Source organism: Gluconobacter sp. P5B12 (genome assembly GCF_018812035.1).
GTDB lineage: Bacteria > Pseudomonadota > Alphaproteobacteria > Acetobacterales > Acetobacteraceae > Gluconobacter.
The window spans coordinates 813,740-827,498 of sequence record NZ_JACRVV010000001.1 but is presented as its reverse complement, the minus strand read 5'-3'; the positions used below and the strand labels follow the sequence as shown (position 1 = coordinate 827,498).

The window sequence follows — 13,759 nt, the reverse complement described above, 5'->3', positions numbered from 1 at the left end:
AAGGGGTCATCTCCAGTTCAGGCGCTTGTAAGACCTTTCACAGAGTAGCCTATTGAAAAAAGGCCTTTTTTAAGAACAGGAGCCATGCAGCTTACGCGCAGCTCTTTGTTCACGGTGAAACAACGCGATGACGAACAACCTCACCCACAATCACAAGCGCAGGCGAAGAGACCTGCGCTTCGGCTGCCTGAGCCGCCATTGTTCCAAGTGTTCCCGTCAACACGCGCTGCCCCGGCTGGGTTCCCCGCTCCACGATAGCCGCAGGCCAATCTGATGGCAGGCCATTTTTTATCAGACCCGCCATCAGGGCAGGTAACGTCGAAATCCCCATATAGATAACGACAGTCTGACGGCGGTCAGCCATATCGTCCCAAGGCAAATCGAGCACGCCATCTGCTCGTGCATGCCCCGTCACAAACAGACAGGCCTGAGCACAATCCCGGTGAGTCAGTGGAATGCCCGCATAGGACGCACATCCGCTTGCTGCGGTAATGCCCGGCACAACGCGAAAAGACACACCTGCGTCGACCAGAGATTCAATTTCCTCGCCGCCACGTCCAAAAATAAACGGATCGCCCCCCTTCAGCCGCAGAACCCGTTGACCGGCTTTCGCATGACGGACCATCTCATTGTTGATTTCAGACTGAGGCATCGCATGGCGATTACGCTGCTTACCCACAAAAATCAGTTCGGCGTCACGTCGAACACGTTCGAGCAACACTTTCGGTAACAGATTATCGTAAAGCACCACGTCAGCATTCTGCATGAAATGCAGTGCCTTCAATGTGAGAAGATCCGGGTCTCCCGGCCCCGCCCCCACAAGCCAGACTTCCCCGGCTGCCCGCTGTGCTGACAAGAGCACATCAAGCACAGCATCCGCACGCACTTCATCGCCTGCCAATGCAGCTTCTGCGCCCGCTCCATCCAGAAAATCTTCCCAGATCCGTTTCCGATCCTGAACTTCCGGATATTGGGCAGACACGCGCGCCCGGCGGGATTGCATGTAAGCTGCAAGTTGCCCGGTTCCGTGAGGCATCCAGCTTTCAATCTGTTCGCGCAGTCGGCGTGCCAAGACCGGTGCTCCGCCGGCTGTTGAAATTGCAACCCGCACCGCCCCACGCCGAACCTGCGCAGGCGTGATGAACGTGGAGGGTTCCGGATCATCAACAGCACAGACTGGAATGTTCAATGTATCAGCGAGAGCAGCGACCGTGCGATTGACGCTCCGATCGTCTGTCGCCGCATAAACCAGACGACATCCTGGCATGACAGTTTGTAAAATAGTGGAATCAACACGGCCACCTACATGCCGTACCAATCCCGCATCCACCCACTCCTGAACAACAGTATTCAGGGTTTCCGCAACAATCTCGATATGCGCGCCGTGATCAAGCAAAAGCCTGCCCTTGTTGACGGCAACTTCACCGCCACCAACCAGCAATACGCGTGCACCTTCCAGACGAAGGGAAATGGGAAACCAGCCTGTCTCAACCCCGGATGCGGGCATCTCTATATCCATGTGCGTTCAGAATAACAGTTCCAGAACGGAACGCTGCTCCTCTTCCCTACACGGCCACCCTGAACAGGCAAAGACAGGATAACCTCAGAAGAACGACAAACCGCTTTGGAGCCGCCCTCCTGTAAAGGTAACGGTCAGCGACGACCGTATCCACCCCCGCCGCCTACATAGGGTCCGCCTCGGCCCCCATGATGATGATGATGTCCCCGCCCGTGATCATACGGCCCGTAACACGCCATTAACGGTGCCGTCAGACCGAAAGCGAGCAGTAACATTGCAAAACGCTTCATGGATCAAACCTTTTCGAAAGACTGAACTGGCAAAGATTATACCCAAGCAATATGGCTGCTTTCCGGCGCAATGTCGGAACAAAATGCAACTCATCTTTTAAATGCCCGGTTACATTTCTGGCCCTCCCTGACAGGGAGTTACCATTTTAACCGTTTTCGCATATAATTTCCCATGAGTGCAGGACAACCGTTCCTCTGCGCTCGTGCCAGGAGTACGACATGATGGCTGAATTTATCGTTAAGGCGATCAAATCGATCCAGAACGGCATGGGCTTTCCAGTCCTTCTTGGAATTCTGGTCTTACTCGTGATTGCCGGATATCTGGTGCTTTACGCGCTGGTGATGTGACAGGACGCCATCTCTCAAAATCAGGCCTGACTTTGGCCTCAAATTTCCAATCGTCAGGACCCATTTTAATGACTACACACGAGATCAAGAAGCGTCTCGATTTTCTCCGTGAAGCCTCCAAGCTCAAAGATGTTCTCCGCCGCGCCTTTACTCTGGGTGGCCAGGCTGAAAGCACCGCAGAACACACCTGGGGTTTATGCCTTCTTGTTATGACCTTCGCTGACCAGCTTGAAGGCATCGACCTGCTGCGCCTTCTCAAAATTTGCATTCTCCATGATCTGGGCGAAGCGATCCATGGCGATATTCCTGCCATTTCCATTGACGCTTCAAGCAATAAGTCCCAACAGGAACGCGAAGATCTCCTGACCGTCATGGCCCCTCTTCCAGACCACCTGAAAGAGGAGTTTCTTGAGCTCTGGGATGAGTACGAAAATGCCTCCAGCCCTGAAGCCAGGATGGCCAAGGCTTTCGACAAACTCGAAACAATTTCTCAGCATAATACCGGCATCAATCCGCCGGACTTCGACCATGAGTTCAATCTGACTTATGGACGCCGCTATACCGATCACTCGGCATTAACTCGCGCGATCCGGGATGTCATTGACAGTGAGACCATGCGGAACGCCGAGAAAGTCTGAACACACGCTGATTGTTTCGGAGAATTTTGTTTCTCGACAAAAAGAAACAGTTTCCCCCAAAATACCCCACCATGGTTCTGCGTCAGGTAGTCCCAGACGCTCCTTCCAGCTCCAAAGACAAACGGAGCCCACAAACTCGCATTACAGGAGATCGGCAGGCCACTGCATGACCAGCCACCATTCTGGCATTCCTGCCGCTACACGCCGCCGATTAACCCTCCAAAAGCTGACGTGCTGCGGCTTCAGCGCCGCTCTTTCCTGTAGCTCGGCTCTAGCGCAAGGCGCCAATACGACGGGCGCAGTGTCCTCCAACGCATCCGGCAGCACGACATCCACAACGGAGCATATCGTCGTCACCAGCCACAAGCCGGAAGGAGCCGTTATTGGTGCGCCAAAGCCACTCATGCAGATCAGCGCAGATGAGATTAAATCCTATGGCGTCGATACCGTAACGGATCTGTTGAGCACAATTTCCCCCGAAACACGCTCTGGTCGCGGTGCAACGGGAAATGCCCCCGTTATTCTCCTAAACGGCAAAAGAATTTCCGGCCTTCAGGAGGTTAATGACCTTCCCTTTGAAGCAATTGCACGTGTGGAAATTTTTACGGAAGAAGAAGCCCTCCGTTATGGCTACGCCGCAGACCAGCGCGTCGTCAACATCATCACCGTCAAACACTTCCGGTCCGTTCGTGCGCGCGCATATGGCGAAACATCCACGGATGGGGGAGGAGAAAATGGCGCTCTTTCCCTCAGCTTCACGCGCCTGCAAGACGAGCGTCGCATCAACCTCAGCGCTCGTTACACGGCCAGTTCATGGCTGAGAGACAGCCAACGCAGCGTGGCTCCCCCGGCGGCAAACTCACTCTATGCCACACAGGGCAATCTCAGTACGTCCGATGGCACCAGCCTGGATCCAGCCCTTGACGCACTCTCCGGACAGACCGTCACAACCGCAGGGAGCCCATCCTTGCCTTTCGGGCAGGCCGCAACACTGGACGATATTCTTCCCTACGCGAACAATCCGAATACCAGCACGAATGCCTCAGCCTATACGCTTCAGCCACGCAAACACGAATTGAACCTGAACGGGGTTTACGCTGATCGTATCACTGAAAATATCAGCTCGTCTCTCAATGTGAGCTTTGATCATCAGGATCAAATCAGTCTGCAGGGTCTACCCCATGGCGTACTCACGCTGCCCAGCGGAAGTTTCTATTCACCATTTACCCAGTCTGTTCAGCTCTTCCGCAGCTTTGGAAACATCGCCCCCCTTCAGCAAACGGCACATACCGAAACAGGACACGCCGGCCTTAATTTCAATGGGAACCTCGGTGACTGGAAGTGGAATGCCAAGGGCAGCTACGACTACACCCAAACAGTCACGAACAGCCAGACTGGGCTTTCGCTCACAACGGCCCAAGCAGCCCTGAATTCCAACGACCTTTCTTTCGACCCATGGACAACAGTTTCCCCAGCCTGGTTAGGCACGCGCCTCATCAATCACGGCCGCACCACAAGCCATCAGGGGCAGATCAGCGGGCTGCTTTCCGGTCCGGTTTTTACGCTTCCTGCTGGAGATGCCTCCACCAGCATTGCCGCCACGGGAACACTCAGCCAGCAAAACGCTGTATCCACCGTCAATAATGTGACATCTCGCGCGGCCATCAGCCGAGATATTGGTACAATTCGGATCAACGGCGACCTCCCAATCGCAAGCCGAAAGAACCACTTCCTGTCTTTTCTTGAAAAGCTGGATGCCAATGTAAACGGTGCAGTCAGCCAGGTGTCTCACTTCGGGACATTGGGAACCGTCGGTGGAGGAATTACATGGGCACCTGTCACATGGATCCAGCTTCCGCTCTCCATTACTGAACAGACAGAAGCCCCCGCGGCCTCGTCATTGGTGGCGCCCATCATCGAAACTCCGAACGTCACAACATACGATTACGTGCGCGGAGAGTCCGTTCAGGTCACGACTGTATCTGGGGGCAACCGGAACCTGCGGTCCGCTGATCGACATGAAATCAGCCTAGGTGCCATCCTCTCCCCTCCGTTTCTGGACGGATCACGACTGCACATCAATTACGTGCACGACAACACACACAATCCGGTTCTGTCTTTACCGACTGCCACCGCAGCCATTCAGGATGCTTTCCCGGATAACTACCAACGAGATGCTGACGGCGTTCTGGAACGTGTGGATTTAAGGCCAGTCAACGCCGACTATGAGAAACGGACAGAATGGAACACCACTTTCTCGCTTTCACGTCCTTTCGGAAATAAGCCTGACAAAGCGCATGGTAAAGGACGGCCAGGCAATACCACGCAGGGCCGTTATTACGTTGTCCTGACCCAGGTCTGGCGGTTGAACGATACCGTCCGATTACGATCAGGCCTCCCCGCGATAGACCTCCTAAACGGCGGAACGATAGGTGGCCTTGGCGGCAAACCCCGTCATGAAGTGGAACTTCAGGCAGGCGCGTATCGAAATGGTATTGGCATCCGGCTGGATGGTAAGTGGCAATCAGGCACATCAACTCTGGGCAGCACGTCCGCAGGCAGCCTGTATTTCAGTAGCCTCGCGACCCTGGATTTTTCGGTTTTCGTCACTTTGGGAGACGTCCCCCGCTGGAAACACAGCAACTGGGCTCAGAATTTTAGAATCATGTTGTCGCTGGATAATGTCTCGAACAACCGCATTCACGTTCATAACGGAACCGGCGCCACCCCAGCCGGCTACCAACCCGCTTTCATGGACCCGATGGGTCGGACTATCGGGCTGTCCCTTCGCAAATCGCTCTGAGATTGCTCATCACGCCTTCTTGGCAGGACGGCGCTCAAGGGGCTGAGCAACCGTTGCCTTAGGCACAAACACGAAATGTGACCTCGCCTGTAATCGCTTGAGACACTTACAATTCTGCGCGTTTTTCGCTTGTCGCTCTCATTCCAAACCGCTTATTGGACACCAACCTGTAAAGCCGAATGCAACGTTTGGTCATAAAATGTGAGTTTAGATTTTCGCTTGAGACCCTATGTGTGAAGCGAATTTGTGACAACGATTTGACAGCCATGAAAGTTCCCTGCGCCTGATGCCGGCCGAAGAACCGCCTTTACAACTCCCGAAAGTGGCTGGTGTCCGACGCGTCATGAGCAATGTCGGCGTGCTGCTTGGAGGGCGTGTCATAAATGCCCCTCTGAGTCTCCTCCATATCTGGATGGCAACACATCTTCTCGGAAGTTATGGGTTTGGTCTTATCGCCATGATGTACGCTTTCGCACGTACAATGGGTGATATGGTAGATTTCCAGTCTTGGCAGACTGTTCTGAAATACGGCCTCCGCCCCCTTACAGACGGAAACCGGACAGGATTTCAGCGCATCATTGCGTTCAGTTTTCTTCTGGACGGCCTTGGAGGCCTGCTCGGATTTATCGGTGGCCTTCTCATCAGCATTTTTGCGATGAAAATGCTTGGCTGGCCGCCTGAAATTCACCAGACGGGAATAATATTCTGCCTTTCGATTTTGTTCATGGCGTCCGCCACGCCCACAGGGCTTCTGCGCATCTTCAACCGATATGATCTGATTTCCATTCAGGGTGTCGTGGCCACCCTGGTTCGTGTCGTGGGTACTTTCTTCCTCGCCATAAAAGGGGCGTCAGTACCCGCACTGGCAGTCGTCTGGATGTTTGCTGAATTTGCAGCCTGGGCGACGCTCGGATTTATGGCTGTTCGAGAACTGCTCCGCCGAGATCTGACGCGTGGCCTTACAAAAGAACTATGGAATTTAATCCCTGACCTGCTGAATGGGCATTTCTTCCGAACCCATTTGGGCATCCGGCGCTTTGCGCTGTCCACGAATATCAACTCTGCCCTCGCCCTGACCTTCGGGCACATAGGGACACTTGTAGTAGGAGCCTTCGTCGGCCCGGCAGGCGCCGGATACTACCGGGTCGCCAGCCAGATTGCCGCAGGTATCGCCAAACCGGCCGCGCTGATTCAAACGACCGTCTATCCGGAAATGGCGCGCCTCTGGCGCGATCGAGCAACGACAAAACTTTATCGCCTGACCATTCAGGTCGCTCTTGCAGCAGGCGGAATCGGTACAACCCTGCTTGCCCTGACCCTTCTGGCGGGCCGCCCCCTTCTGCAGTTCTATATCGGTCCGACAGGCGCAACACAGACAATGCCGGTCACACTCTGGCTCCTCGCGGCCGAAGTTGTTGCTGTCTGGGGCCTGCCGCTTGAGCCCCTCCTGTTCACGACAAACCGTTCAGGCGCTGCGACGTCGGCCCGCTTTCTGGACTTCCTGCTGTTTTTTCCGGGGCTTGTGCTCGTTGTCCGCAGATATGGTCTGGACGGCGTAGGGCCCATCACACTGTGCGGCGTCATGCTCCTGATCGGTCTTCAGCTTTTTCTGGTTCTTCGCACGCCTCCTCTGCGAACGGTTCCCCAGTCATGAAAGTCGTTTTTCCCCTGATTGCCCAAAGGCACCAGACCCTACATGCCCTACCAATCGCGCTGGAAATGTCGGCGCGATACCCAGAAGTCGCTGTTCATATTGCCTGCCTGACCGCAAGTCATCTCGAGCTCGCACGGTCCCTGGCTACGCTTTATCCGGAGTCACGCGTTCAGTTTGACCTGCTTCCGATTTCAGATGCACTTCGGCATCGGATTGAAGCGCAGGGGCTACGAGTCCTTGACCGTCTCATGGGGCTGTTTTTCTCCCGGAAGTATTTCAAGGGCTTCGATGCCATCATCGTTCCCGAAGCAACCTCTCTTCAGCTTCGACACATGGGTGTTCGCGCGCCCCGCATGATCTGGACGGGTCATGGCGCCGGCGATCGTGCCATCGGCTTTGCCAAGCATCTCAGAAAATTTGATTATCTTCTGGTTCCCGGCCGTAAAGTCGAAGAACGGATGCTGGAAAAAGGCATCATCCGTCCCGGCTTCTATCACCGTGGCACATATGCAAAGTTTGATCTGGTTCGTCGGATGCATGCACGTCGGCCACCGCTTTTTAATAACGGTCGGCCGACAATCCTGTATAATCCGCATTTCGTGCAGCGTTTCTCGTCATGGCGCATGATGGGTAAGAAGCTGCTTGATTTTTTTGCAGCACAGGATCAGTACAACCTGATCTTTGCTCCTCATTTCCGGCTGTTTGACAACCACCGCCCGGAAGGAGAAGCCCTCAGACGAGAATATGCGGGTCTGTCCCATATGCTGATCGACCCAGGGAGCGAACGAAGTATCGACATGACCTATACCATGGGCGCAGATCTCTATCTCGGGGATGTCAGCAGTCAGGTGGCGGAATTCATGATACGACCGCGCCCCTGCCTGTTCCTGAATGCGCATGAAGCCGACTGGCAGGACAATCCGAATTATCAATCGTGGACGCTCGGCCCGGTGACGGATAATATTGCCAATCCTGAACAGGAAATCATGAAGGCGTTTGACACACACTCACGTTTTCTTGAGACCCAGCGCCAATATGTACTAGAGACATTCGAAACTTTGGGCGAACAGCCCACGGCGCCTGCCGCAGCGGACGCCATAGTTAACTTTCTACACAAGGCCGCCTGATGTCCGGCGATCCTAATGGAGCTAGTCTAGGTTTGACCGAGGACACCCAGAACCCAACTCTTCCCTCCGCTCCGACGCCGAGCCGCTCTGGCCTGACCAGACGGTACGGGGACTTCACGAGCTTTGCCGCAGCCCTGGACTATGCAGCCCAAGGCGAAAGTGGATTCAATATCTACTCCGGCCGCGGACAACTGCTCGAAGCCCTGCCGTACCGAACGCTCCGCGAACAGGCGATCTCCATGGCACAGCGCCTGCTCGGCCTCGGGCTGGCAGCGGGAGACCGGGTGGCTATCGTCGCAGAAAGCGATGGTGATTTTGCCCGCATCTTCTTCGGATGCCAGTATGCAGGACTTGTTCCTGCTCCGCTGCCGCTTCCTGTCGCTTTTGGCGGACGTGAAGGATATGTTTCCACCCTCCGTGGCATGATCCAGAGCGCTGCAGCACGCGCTGTTGTGGTTCCGGACGTAATCGGAAGCTGGACATCGGAGATCGTTGAGGGTCTGGATCTGGTTTTCGGCGGCTCCCCCGCTGACCTCTACCGTCATGCCGAAGCCAATGTAGAGCTTCCGGAAATCAAATCCGAAGATCTGTCCTACCTCCAGTTCTCGTCCGGCAGCACCCGTTTCCCCATGGGCGTTTCTGTCACTCAGGCTGCTGGAATGGCCAATGCACGCGCGATTGCCCGTGACGGTCTCAAGGTTTATCCCGCAGAAGATCCCCGCGATGATCGCTGCGTGTCTTGGCTGCCACTCTACCATGACATGGGCCTGGTCGGGTTTTTCCTGACCCCCCTGACATGCCAGTTAACGGTTGATCTGCTGCCGACCCGCGAATTCGCACGTCGCCCCCATGTGTGGCTGGACCTGATTTCGCGCAATCGCGGCACGATCGCCTACAGCCCCTCCTTTGGCTACGAGCTATGTTCGCGTCGCAGTGGCCAGGCGGATCTGGACCTCTCCTGCTGGCGCATTGCGGGGATCGGCGGCGACATGATCCGCCACCATATCCTCGAAGGCTTTGCCGAGCGTTTTGAATCCAATGGATTTGATGCCCGCGCGTTCGTTGCCAGCTACGGTATGGCCGAAGCAACCCTGGCCATCAGCTTTGCCCCGCTCAACACCGGCATTCAGACCGACACGATCGATCTGCGCACGCTGGAAAAAGACGGCCTCGCCAAGCCTTCCAATGATCCTTCTCACGCGCTCCGCACTTTTGTGCTTTGCGGTGAAGCCCTTCCTGAGCACGAGATTGAAGTCCGTGACCCGCTCGGTAACATTCAGCCTGAGCGCCACGTTGGTTGTGTTTTCGTCCGTGGACCGAGCCTCATGTGTGGCTATTTCCGCCGGCCGGAAGAGACAGAAGCGGTTCTCGATGCTGATGGGTGGCTGAACACTGGCGATCTTGGCTACCACCTGAACGGCCAGATTGTCGTAACAGGCCGCGCCAAGGACCTTATCATCATCAACGGCCGGAATATCTGGCCGCAGGATCTGGAATGGTCTGCCGAGAGCGAGATCAGCACACTCCGGTCCCGCGATGTCGCAGTTTTCTCTCTGGAAACGGAGACAGGCGAGAATATCGTCGCACTTGTTCAGTGCCGTGCAACGGAAGAAGAAAATCGCAACACGCTCCGTGATGAAGTCACGAGCCTGTTCCGCCGTCAGCATGGTGTGGACGTGCAGGTTATTCTGGTTCCGCCCCGCACCCTTCCACAGACGTCTTCCGGCAAGCTGACGCGTGCCCGTGCCAAGACAATGCTTCTGTCAGGTCAGTTCGATCTGCAGACTGAGCCAACCAACTCCGCAGCCTGACGGACACACCTGACCGCTTTTCCTCTCCCTGCTCAGGGAGGGGGTGGCGAACAGACGTGCTTTGACGCATAAAGCGCTCACAAACTGCATAGTAAGACCGAGAGTTCAATTCCATGACTGACAGCGTCGCCGGCATCTCCGGAATGATCATAGAAAAGCTGCTTGCCAACCCGAAAGTGCCGCGGGACATCAATGGCAACAGCAAGATCGTCGAAGATCTGGCTTTTGACAGCCTCGCCGTCATGAACTTCGTCATGGAAATTGAAGATGAGCTGGACGTGTCTGTCCCGCTCGACAAGCTGGCAGATATCCGCACCATCAACGATCTGGCTGCTTGCCTTCATACGCTGAAGGCAAGCCACGCGTGATTGACATCTTTGCAAAACACGCCGCCCTCCGGGCAGCCTATAACGGATTGACGGCGGTTTCGCCACGCAACCCGTTCGAGGTCGTGATTGAACGCCCGCTCTCAGCCACGGTCGGTCTGATTGAGGGGCGCGAGACGCTTCTGTTCGGAACCAACAATTATCTGGGCCTCAGCCAGTCAGGACACGCAGCGGAAGCCGCGATTGAGACAGCCCGCACAATGGGCGTCGGCACAACGGGCTCCCGGATTGCCAATGGCACTTTCGGCCTGCATCGCAAGCTGGAAGAGCGCCTCGCTTCTTTCTTCGGCCGCAAGCACTGCATGGTGTTCTCTACGGGATATCAGGCCAACCTCGGCACGATTTCCGCGCTGGTCAACAAGGACGATGTGCTGCTTCTGGATGCAGACAGCCATGCCAGCATTTATGACGGTGCAAAACTGTCTGGTGCGCAGGTCATCCGTTTCCGCCACAATGATCCGGTCGATCTTGAGAAGCGCCTTGCACGCCTGAGCGATCATCCTGGCGCCAAGCTGATCATCGCAGAAGGCATCTATTCCATGACGGGGAACGTTGCCCCGCTGGACAAGTTTGTCGAAATCAAGAAGCGCCATGGTGCTTACCTGATGGCTGATGAAGCACATTCCTTTGGTGTGCTGGGTGAAAACGGTCGCGGCGTTGCGGAACTTCAGGGCTGTGAAGACGGCATCGACTTCGTGGTCGGGACGTTCTCAAAGTCGCTCGGGACAGTGGGCGGCTATTGTGTGACGGATAATGATGGCGTTGATCTGATGCGCCTCTGCTCTCGCCCGTATATGTTCACGGCCTCCCTCCCCCCGGAGATCATCGCGGCAACGCTGGCTGCTCTTGATGATATGGTTGCGCATCCAGAACTTCGCACCCGCCTTCAGGACAATGCTGCACGTCTTCATGCCGGGTTGAAGGCCGCAGGCCTCCAGACAGGCGAGCATGTTTCGCCGGTGGTTGCCGTAACGCTGGAAACGGTGCCTCAGGCTGTCGGGTTCTGGAATGCCCTTCTTGAGAACGGCGTTTATGTTAATCTGTCTCTTCCGCCCGCAACGCCTGACAACCGTCCGCTACTGCGCTGCTCGGTTATGGCCGCTCACAGCCCGGAAGAAATTGATCAGGCAACAGCTGTCTTCAAGCAGGTCGCCGAGCATTTTCGAGACTGAGTACAGCGTCGCTTAAAACGCAAAAAAGGGACTGTCTGGGACAGTCCCCTTTTTCTGTGGGCTTTATCCTGAAAAATAACGTCAGACAGCTCTGCGTAAGCGCTTCATACGCCAAAGCAACGCAGGCAAAGTTAGCAAGGGATGGCGACGCTCAAAATCAGAAAGGGCTAGATCCAGCCCTGTATGGCGCTGAATTTTCCATGCCAGATAAGACGCGCCATTTTCAAAAGTAAAAGCAGCCTTCACCAGTCGGGCGACATTTCGCGGTTTGCCTGACGTCCCAACAAGCGCCCACCGGCGAGCCGCTCGTTTGCGCAGGGTTGCCGATATTGTAGGTTCAAGCATCTGACCCGATGCAGCATAACCAAGATGCGCACGCGCCCATCCCAGTGTCAGCATGCTACTGAACCGCTTCTCTTGGCCTGCGAGCAGGCTGTTCCCGCGCCCTTTTTTCTCAACCCTCAATTCAGACGCATAGGTATGAGCAAAAAGTGTTTGCCAATACTCAAGGGCTGTCATGCGCGGAGCGCCCAGAAGAGCTGCCCAACAGGACGCCGTCGTCACACACCTTGCCAGCAGGTCCAGCAATACGTCCGCTGCGCGCTCATCCCGGACCCAGACCAGACGTACAGGCTGACAAAAACGTGCCCATAGTGTCGTATCGAGTGCGCCTAGAGATGTGCGTTCTTCAAACTGCTCCCGCGATAACACCGCAATCTTTGCCCGCAACGTGCGACTACCGTCCTTGAACTCCGCGTAGCGCACATTCGGAGGAAGAATCAGGTTGCCCGTTCGGGCGACCACACTGCCGGTAAAATCCTTCGAGCTTTCTGTCACGATATAAAAATCGAGAATGCCTTCCGGGTCCGCTGCACGAAGTACTGACCCATAGAACAGAACACCCAGAGGTGGACGCGGGAACGCACGGGCCAAAGCATCTGCGAAAGCGACAGCCCCCTCATCAACCGGCGTCGTCAACTCTTTGATCAGGAGTTTTTCAAGGGCATCAGGCATGGAGGAAACGGAAGGCAGGCCCACGTTCAAGGCGAATACGTCCACTCTCTGAGGGCGTAAAAACTTCCCCGTCGAGGACAAAATCACTTCTGGTTTCAAGCATCATGTCATCTGTCCGACCGCTCACATAGTCTGGATGACGACGCAACCAGCGAGGCGCTCGCCCACACAGCAGCGCAGCAGTCGCGCGGGCAAGGTTTTCCGGATAAGCGCTGACGTCAAGATATCGAAGACCTTCCACATTCGGCTCCGCATCCCAGAACGGCCAGATTCCGTGGGAAAGTCGTGACAGCCCCGTTGAAAGAAACATGAAGCTGTTCCCATCATAAGCATGACCAGACGTTTCAACCCGTAAAGGCTCGCCCGCCAGCCAACTCTTGCGGCTTTTCCGGAAGAGCAGACTGACAACTGTGCTGAACAGCGTGAAACCCACGGCCAGATCATGCGGAGCAAACCGCACGACGGTCGGAGAATGCGCGGTACGGACAGCTCTCGCGTAGCCTGTACAGCCCCCGAACAATCCCAGAACCGGCTTACGGTCGGTATCGGGCCAAGACAGGCAGATAGGCGTGCGAGTACTTGATCGCATGGCGGCTCCCTGCTCCAGACGATCAATGGCTTCCATTCCCCTCAACCCAAACCCGACATCACCCGCAATGAGGTTGGTGTTCCCCGAGGCAATGACAGCGATGTCCGGAAGACGATCAGCAGGGTATGCGCGGGCGATAGCTGTCAGCGCTGCGCTGATGGTTCCGTCTCCACCATCAATGGCGATGGTTCGGACTCCCTGCCTGCAAAGGTGATGAACATGCTCTGTCATTCCTTCACGGCTGTCTGATGGAACGAAATTCTCTCCGAGAAGCGCCTTGGCCTCCGTAGCGAATACGGAACCGCCGCGCCGGTTCTTGCGGCTGCGAGCATTATGAATAAGGGCAAATCGCACTATAGGGGGAATTCTTCGTTTTTGTTCGGAGCTATGCGGGCGGGTCTAGCACGG

11 protein-coding genes are annotated in these 13,759 nt (G+C 55.7%); 8 read left to right on the top strand and 3 right to left on the bottom strand.

From position 1 onward, the window contains the following. Positions 1–109 precede the first annotated feature (109 nt). The gene (gene cysG, locus KP702_RS03750; RefSeq protein WP_237389850.1) at positions 110–1,507 is read right to left on the bottom strand and encodes a siroheme synthase CysG; all 1,398 of its coding nucleotides are present in this window, start codon (positions 1,505–1,507) and stop codon (positions 110–112) included. Positions 1,508–2,028: 521 nt separating this feature from the next. Between cysG and KP702_RS16390 the strand changes: the two genes are divergently transcribed. From KP702_RS16390 to spt, 8 genes are all read left to right on the top strand, one after another. After that, positions 2,029–2,157: a hypothetical protein gene (locus tag KP702_RS16390; protein ID WP_255494176.1), complete on the top strand. Its 129-nt coding sequence runs from the start codon at positions 2,029–2,031 to the stop codon at positions 2,155–2,157. Between the two features lie 68 nt (positions 2,158–2,225). Further along, positions 2,226–2,795 carry an HD family hydrolase gene (locus KP702_RS03745; RefSeq protein ID WP_202206705.1) on the top strand — a complete coding sequence of 190 codons (570 nt, stop codon included), beginning with the start codon at positions 2,226–2,228 and terminating at the stop codon, positions 2,793–2,795. A gap of 166 nt (positions 2,796–2,961) precedes the next feature. Beyond that, positions 2,962–5,598, top strand: a complete 2,637-nt coding sequence (locus KP702_RS03740) for a TonB-dependent receptor plug domain-containing protein (RefSeq protein ID WP_215768511.1) — start codon at positions 2,962–2,964, stop codon at positions 5,596–5,598. Between the two features lie 286 nt (positions 5,599–5,884). Beyond that, on the top strand, positions 5,885–7,252 hold the full coding sequence (locus tag KP702_RS03735; RefSeq protein ID WP_202206703.1) for a lipopolysaccharide biosynthesis protein: 1,368 nt from the start codon (positions 5,885–5,887) through the stop codon (positions 7,250–7,252). Next, positions 7,249–8,379: a sensor domain-containing protein gene (locus KP702_RS03730; RefSeq protein ID WP_202206702.1), complete on the top strand. Its 1,131-nt coding sequence runs from the start codon at positions 7,249–7,251 to the stop codon at positions 8,377–8,379. Before KP702_RS03735 ends, KP702_RS03730 begins: the two co-directional genes overlap by 4 nt. Continuing rightward, a complete protein-coding gene (locus tag KP702_RS03725) occupies positions 8,379–10,190 on the top strand; it encodes a fatty acyl-AMP ligase (protein WP_202206701.1) in 1,812 nt (603 codons plus the stop codon). Before KP702_RS03730 ends, KP702_RS03725 begins: the two co-directional genes overlap by 1 nt. 113 nt (positions 10,191–10,303) lie before the next feature. Next, complete coding sequence (locus KP702_RS03720) at positions 10,304–10,558, top strand: acyl carrier protein (RefSeq protein ID WP_046899528.1); 255 nt, start codon at positions 10,304–10,306, stop codon at positions 10,556–10,558. Continuing rightward, positions 10,555–11,748: a serine palmitoyltransferase gene (gene spt / locus KP702_RS03715; protein WP_202206700.1), complete on the top strand. Its 1,194-nt coding sequence runs from the start codon at positions 10,555–10,557 to the stop codon at positions 11,746–11,748. Before KP702_RS03720 ends, spt begins: the two co-directional genes overlap by 4 nt. A gap of 81 nt (positions 11,749–11,829) precedes the next feature. Here spt and KP702_RS03710 read toward each other — a convergent pair whose 3' ends face one another. Then, the gene (locus tag KP702_RS03710; RefSeq protein WP_202206699.1) at positions 11,830–12,762 is read right to left on the bottom strand and encodes a hypothetical protein; all 933 of its coding nucleotides are present in this window, start codon (positions 12,760–12,762) and stop codon (positions 11,830–11,832) included. Then, the gene (locus KP702_RS03705; RefSeq protein ID WP_202206698.1) at positions 12,755–13,705 is read right to left on the bottom strand and encodes a diacylglycerol kinase family protein; all 951 of its coding nucleotides are present in this window, start codon (positions 13,703–13,705) and stop codon (positions 12,755–12,757) included. The genes KP702_RS03710 and KP702_RS03705 overlap by 8 nt, the downstream gene beginning before the upstream one ends. Positions 13,706–13,759: the final 54 nt, after the last annotated feature.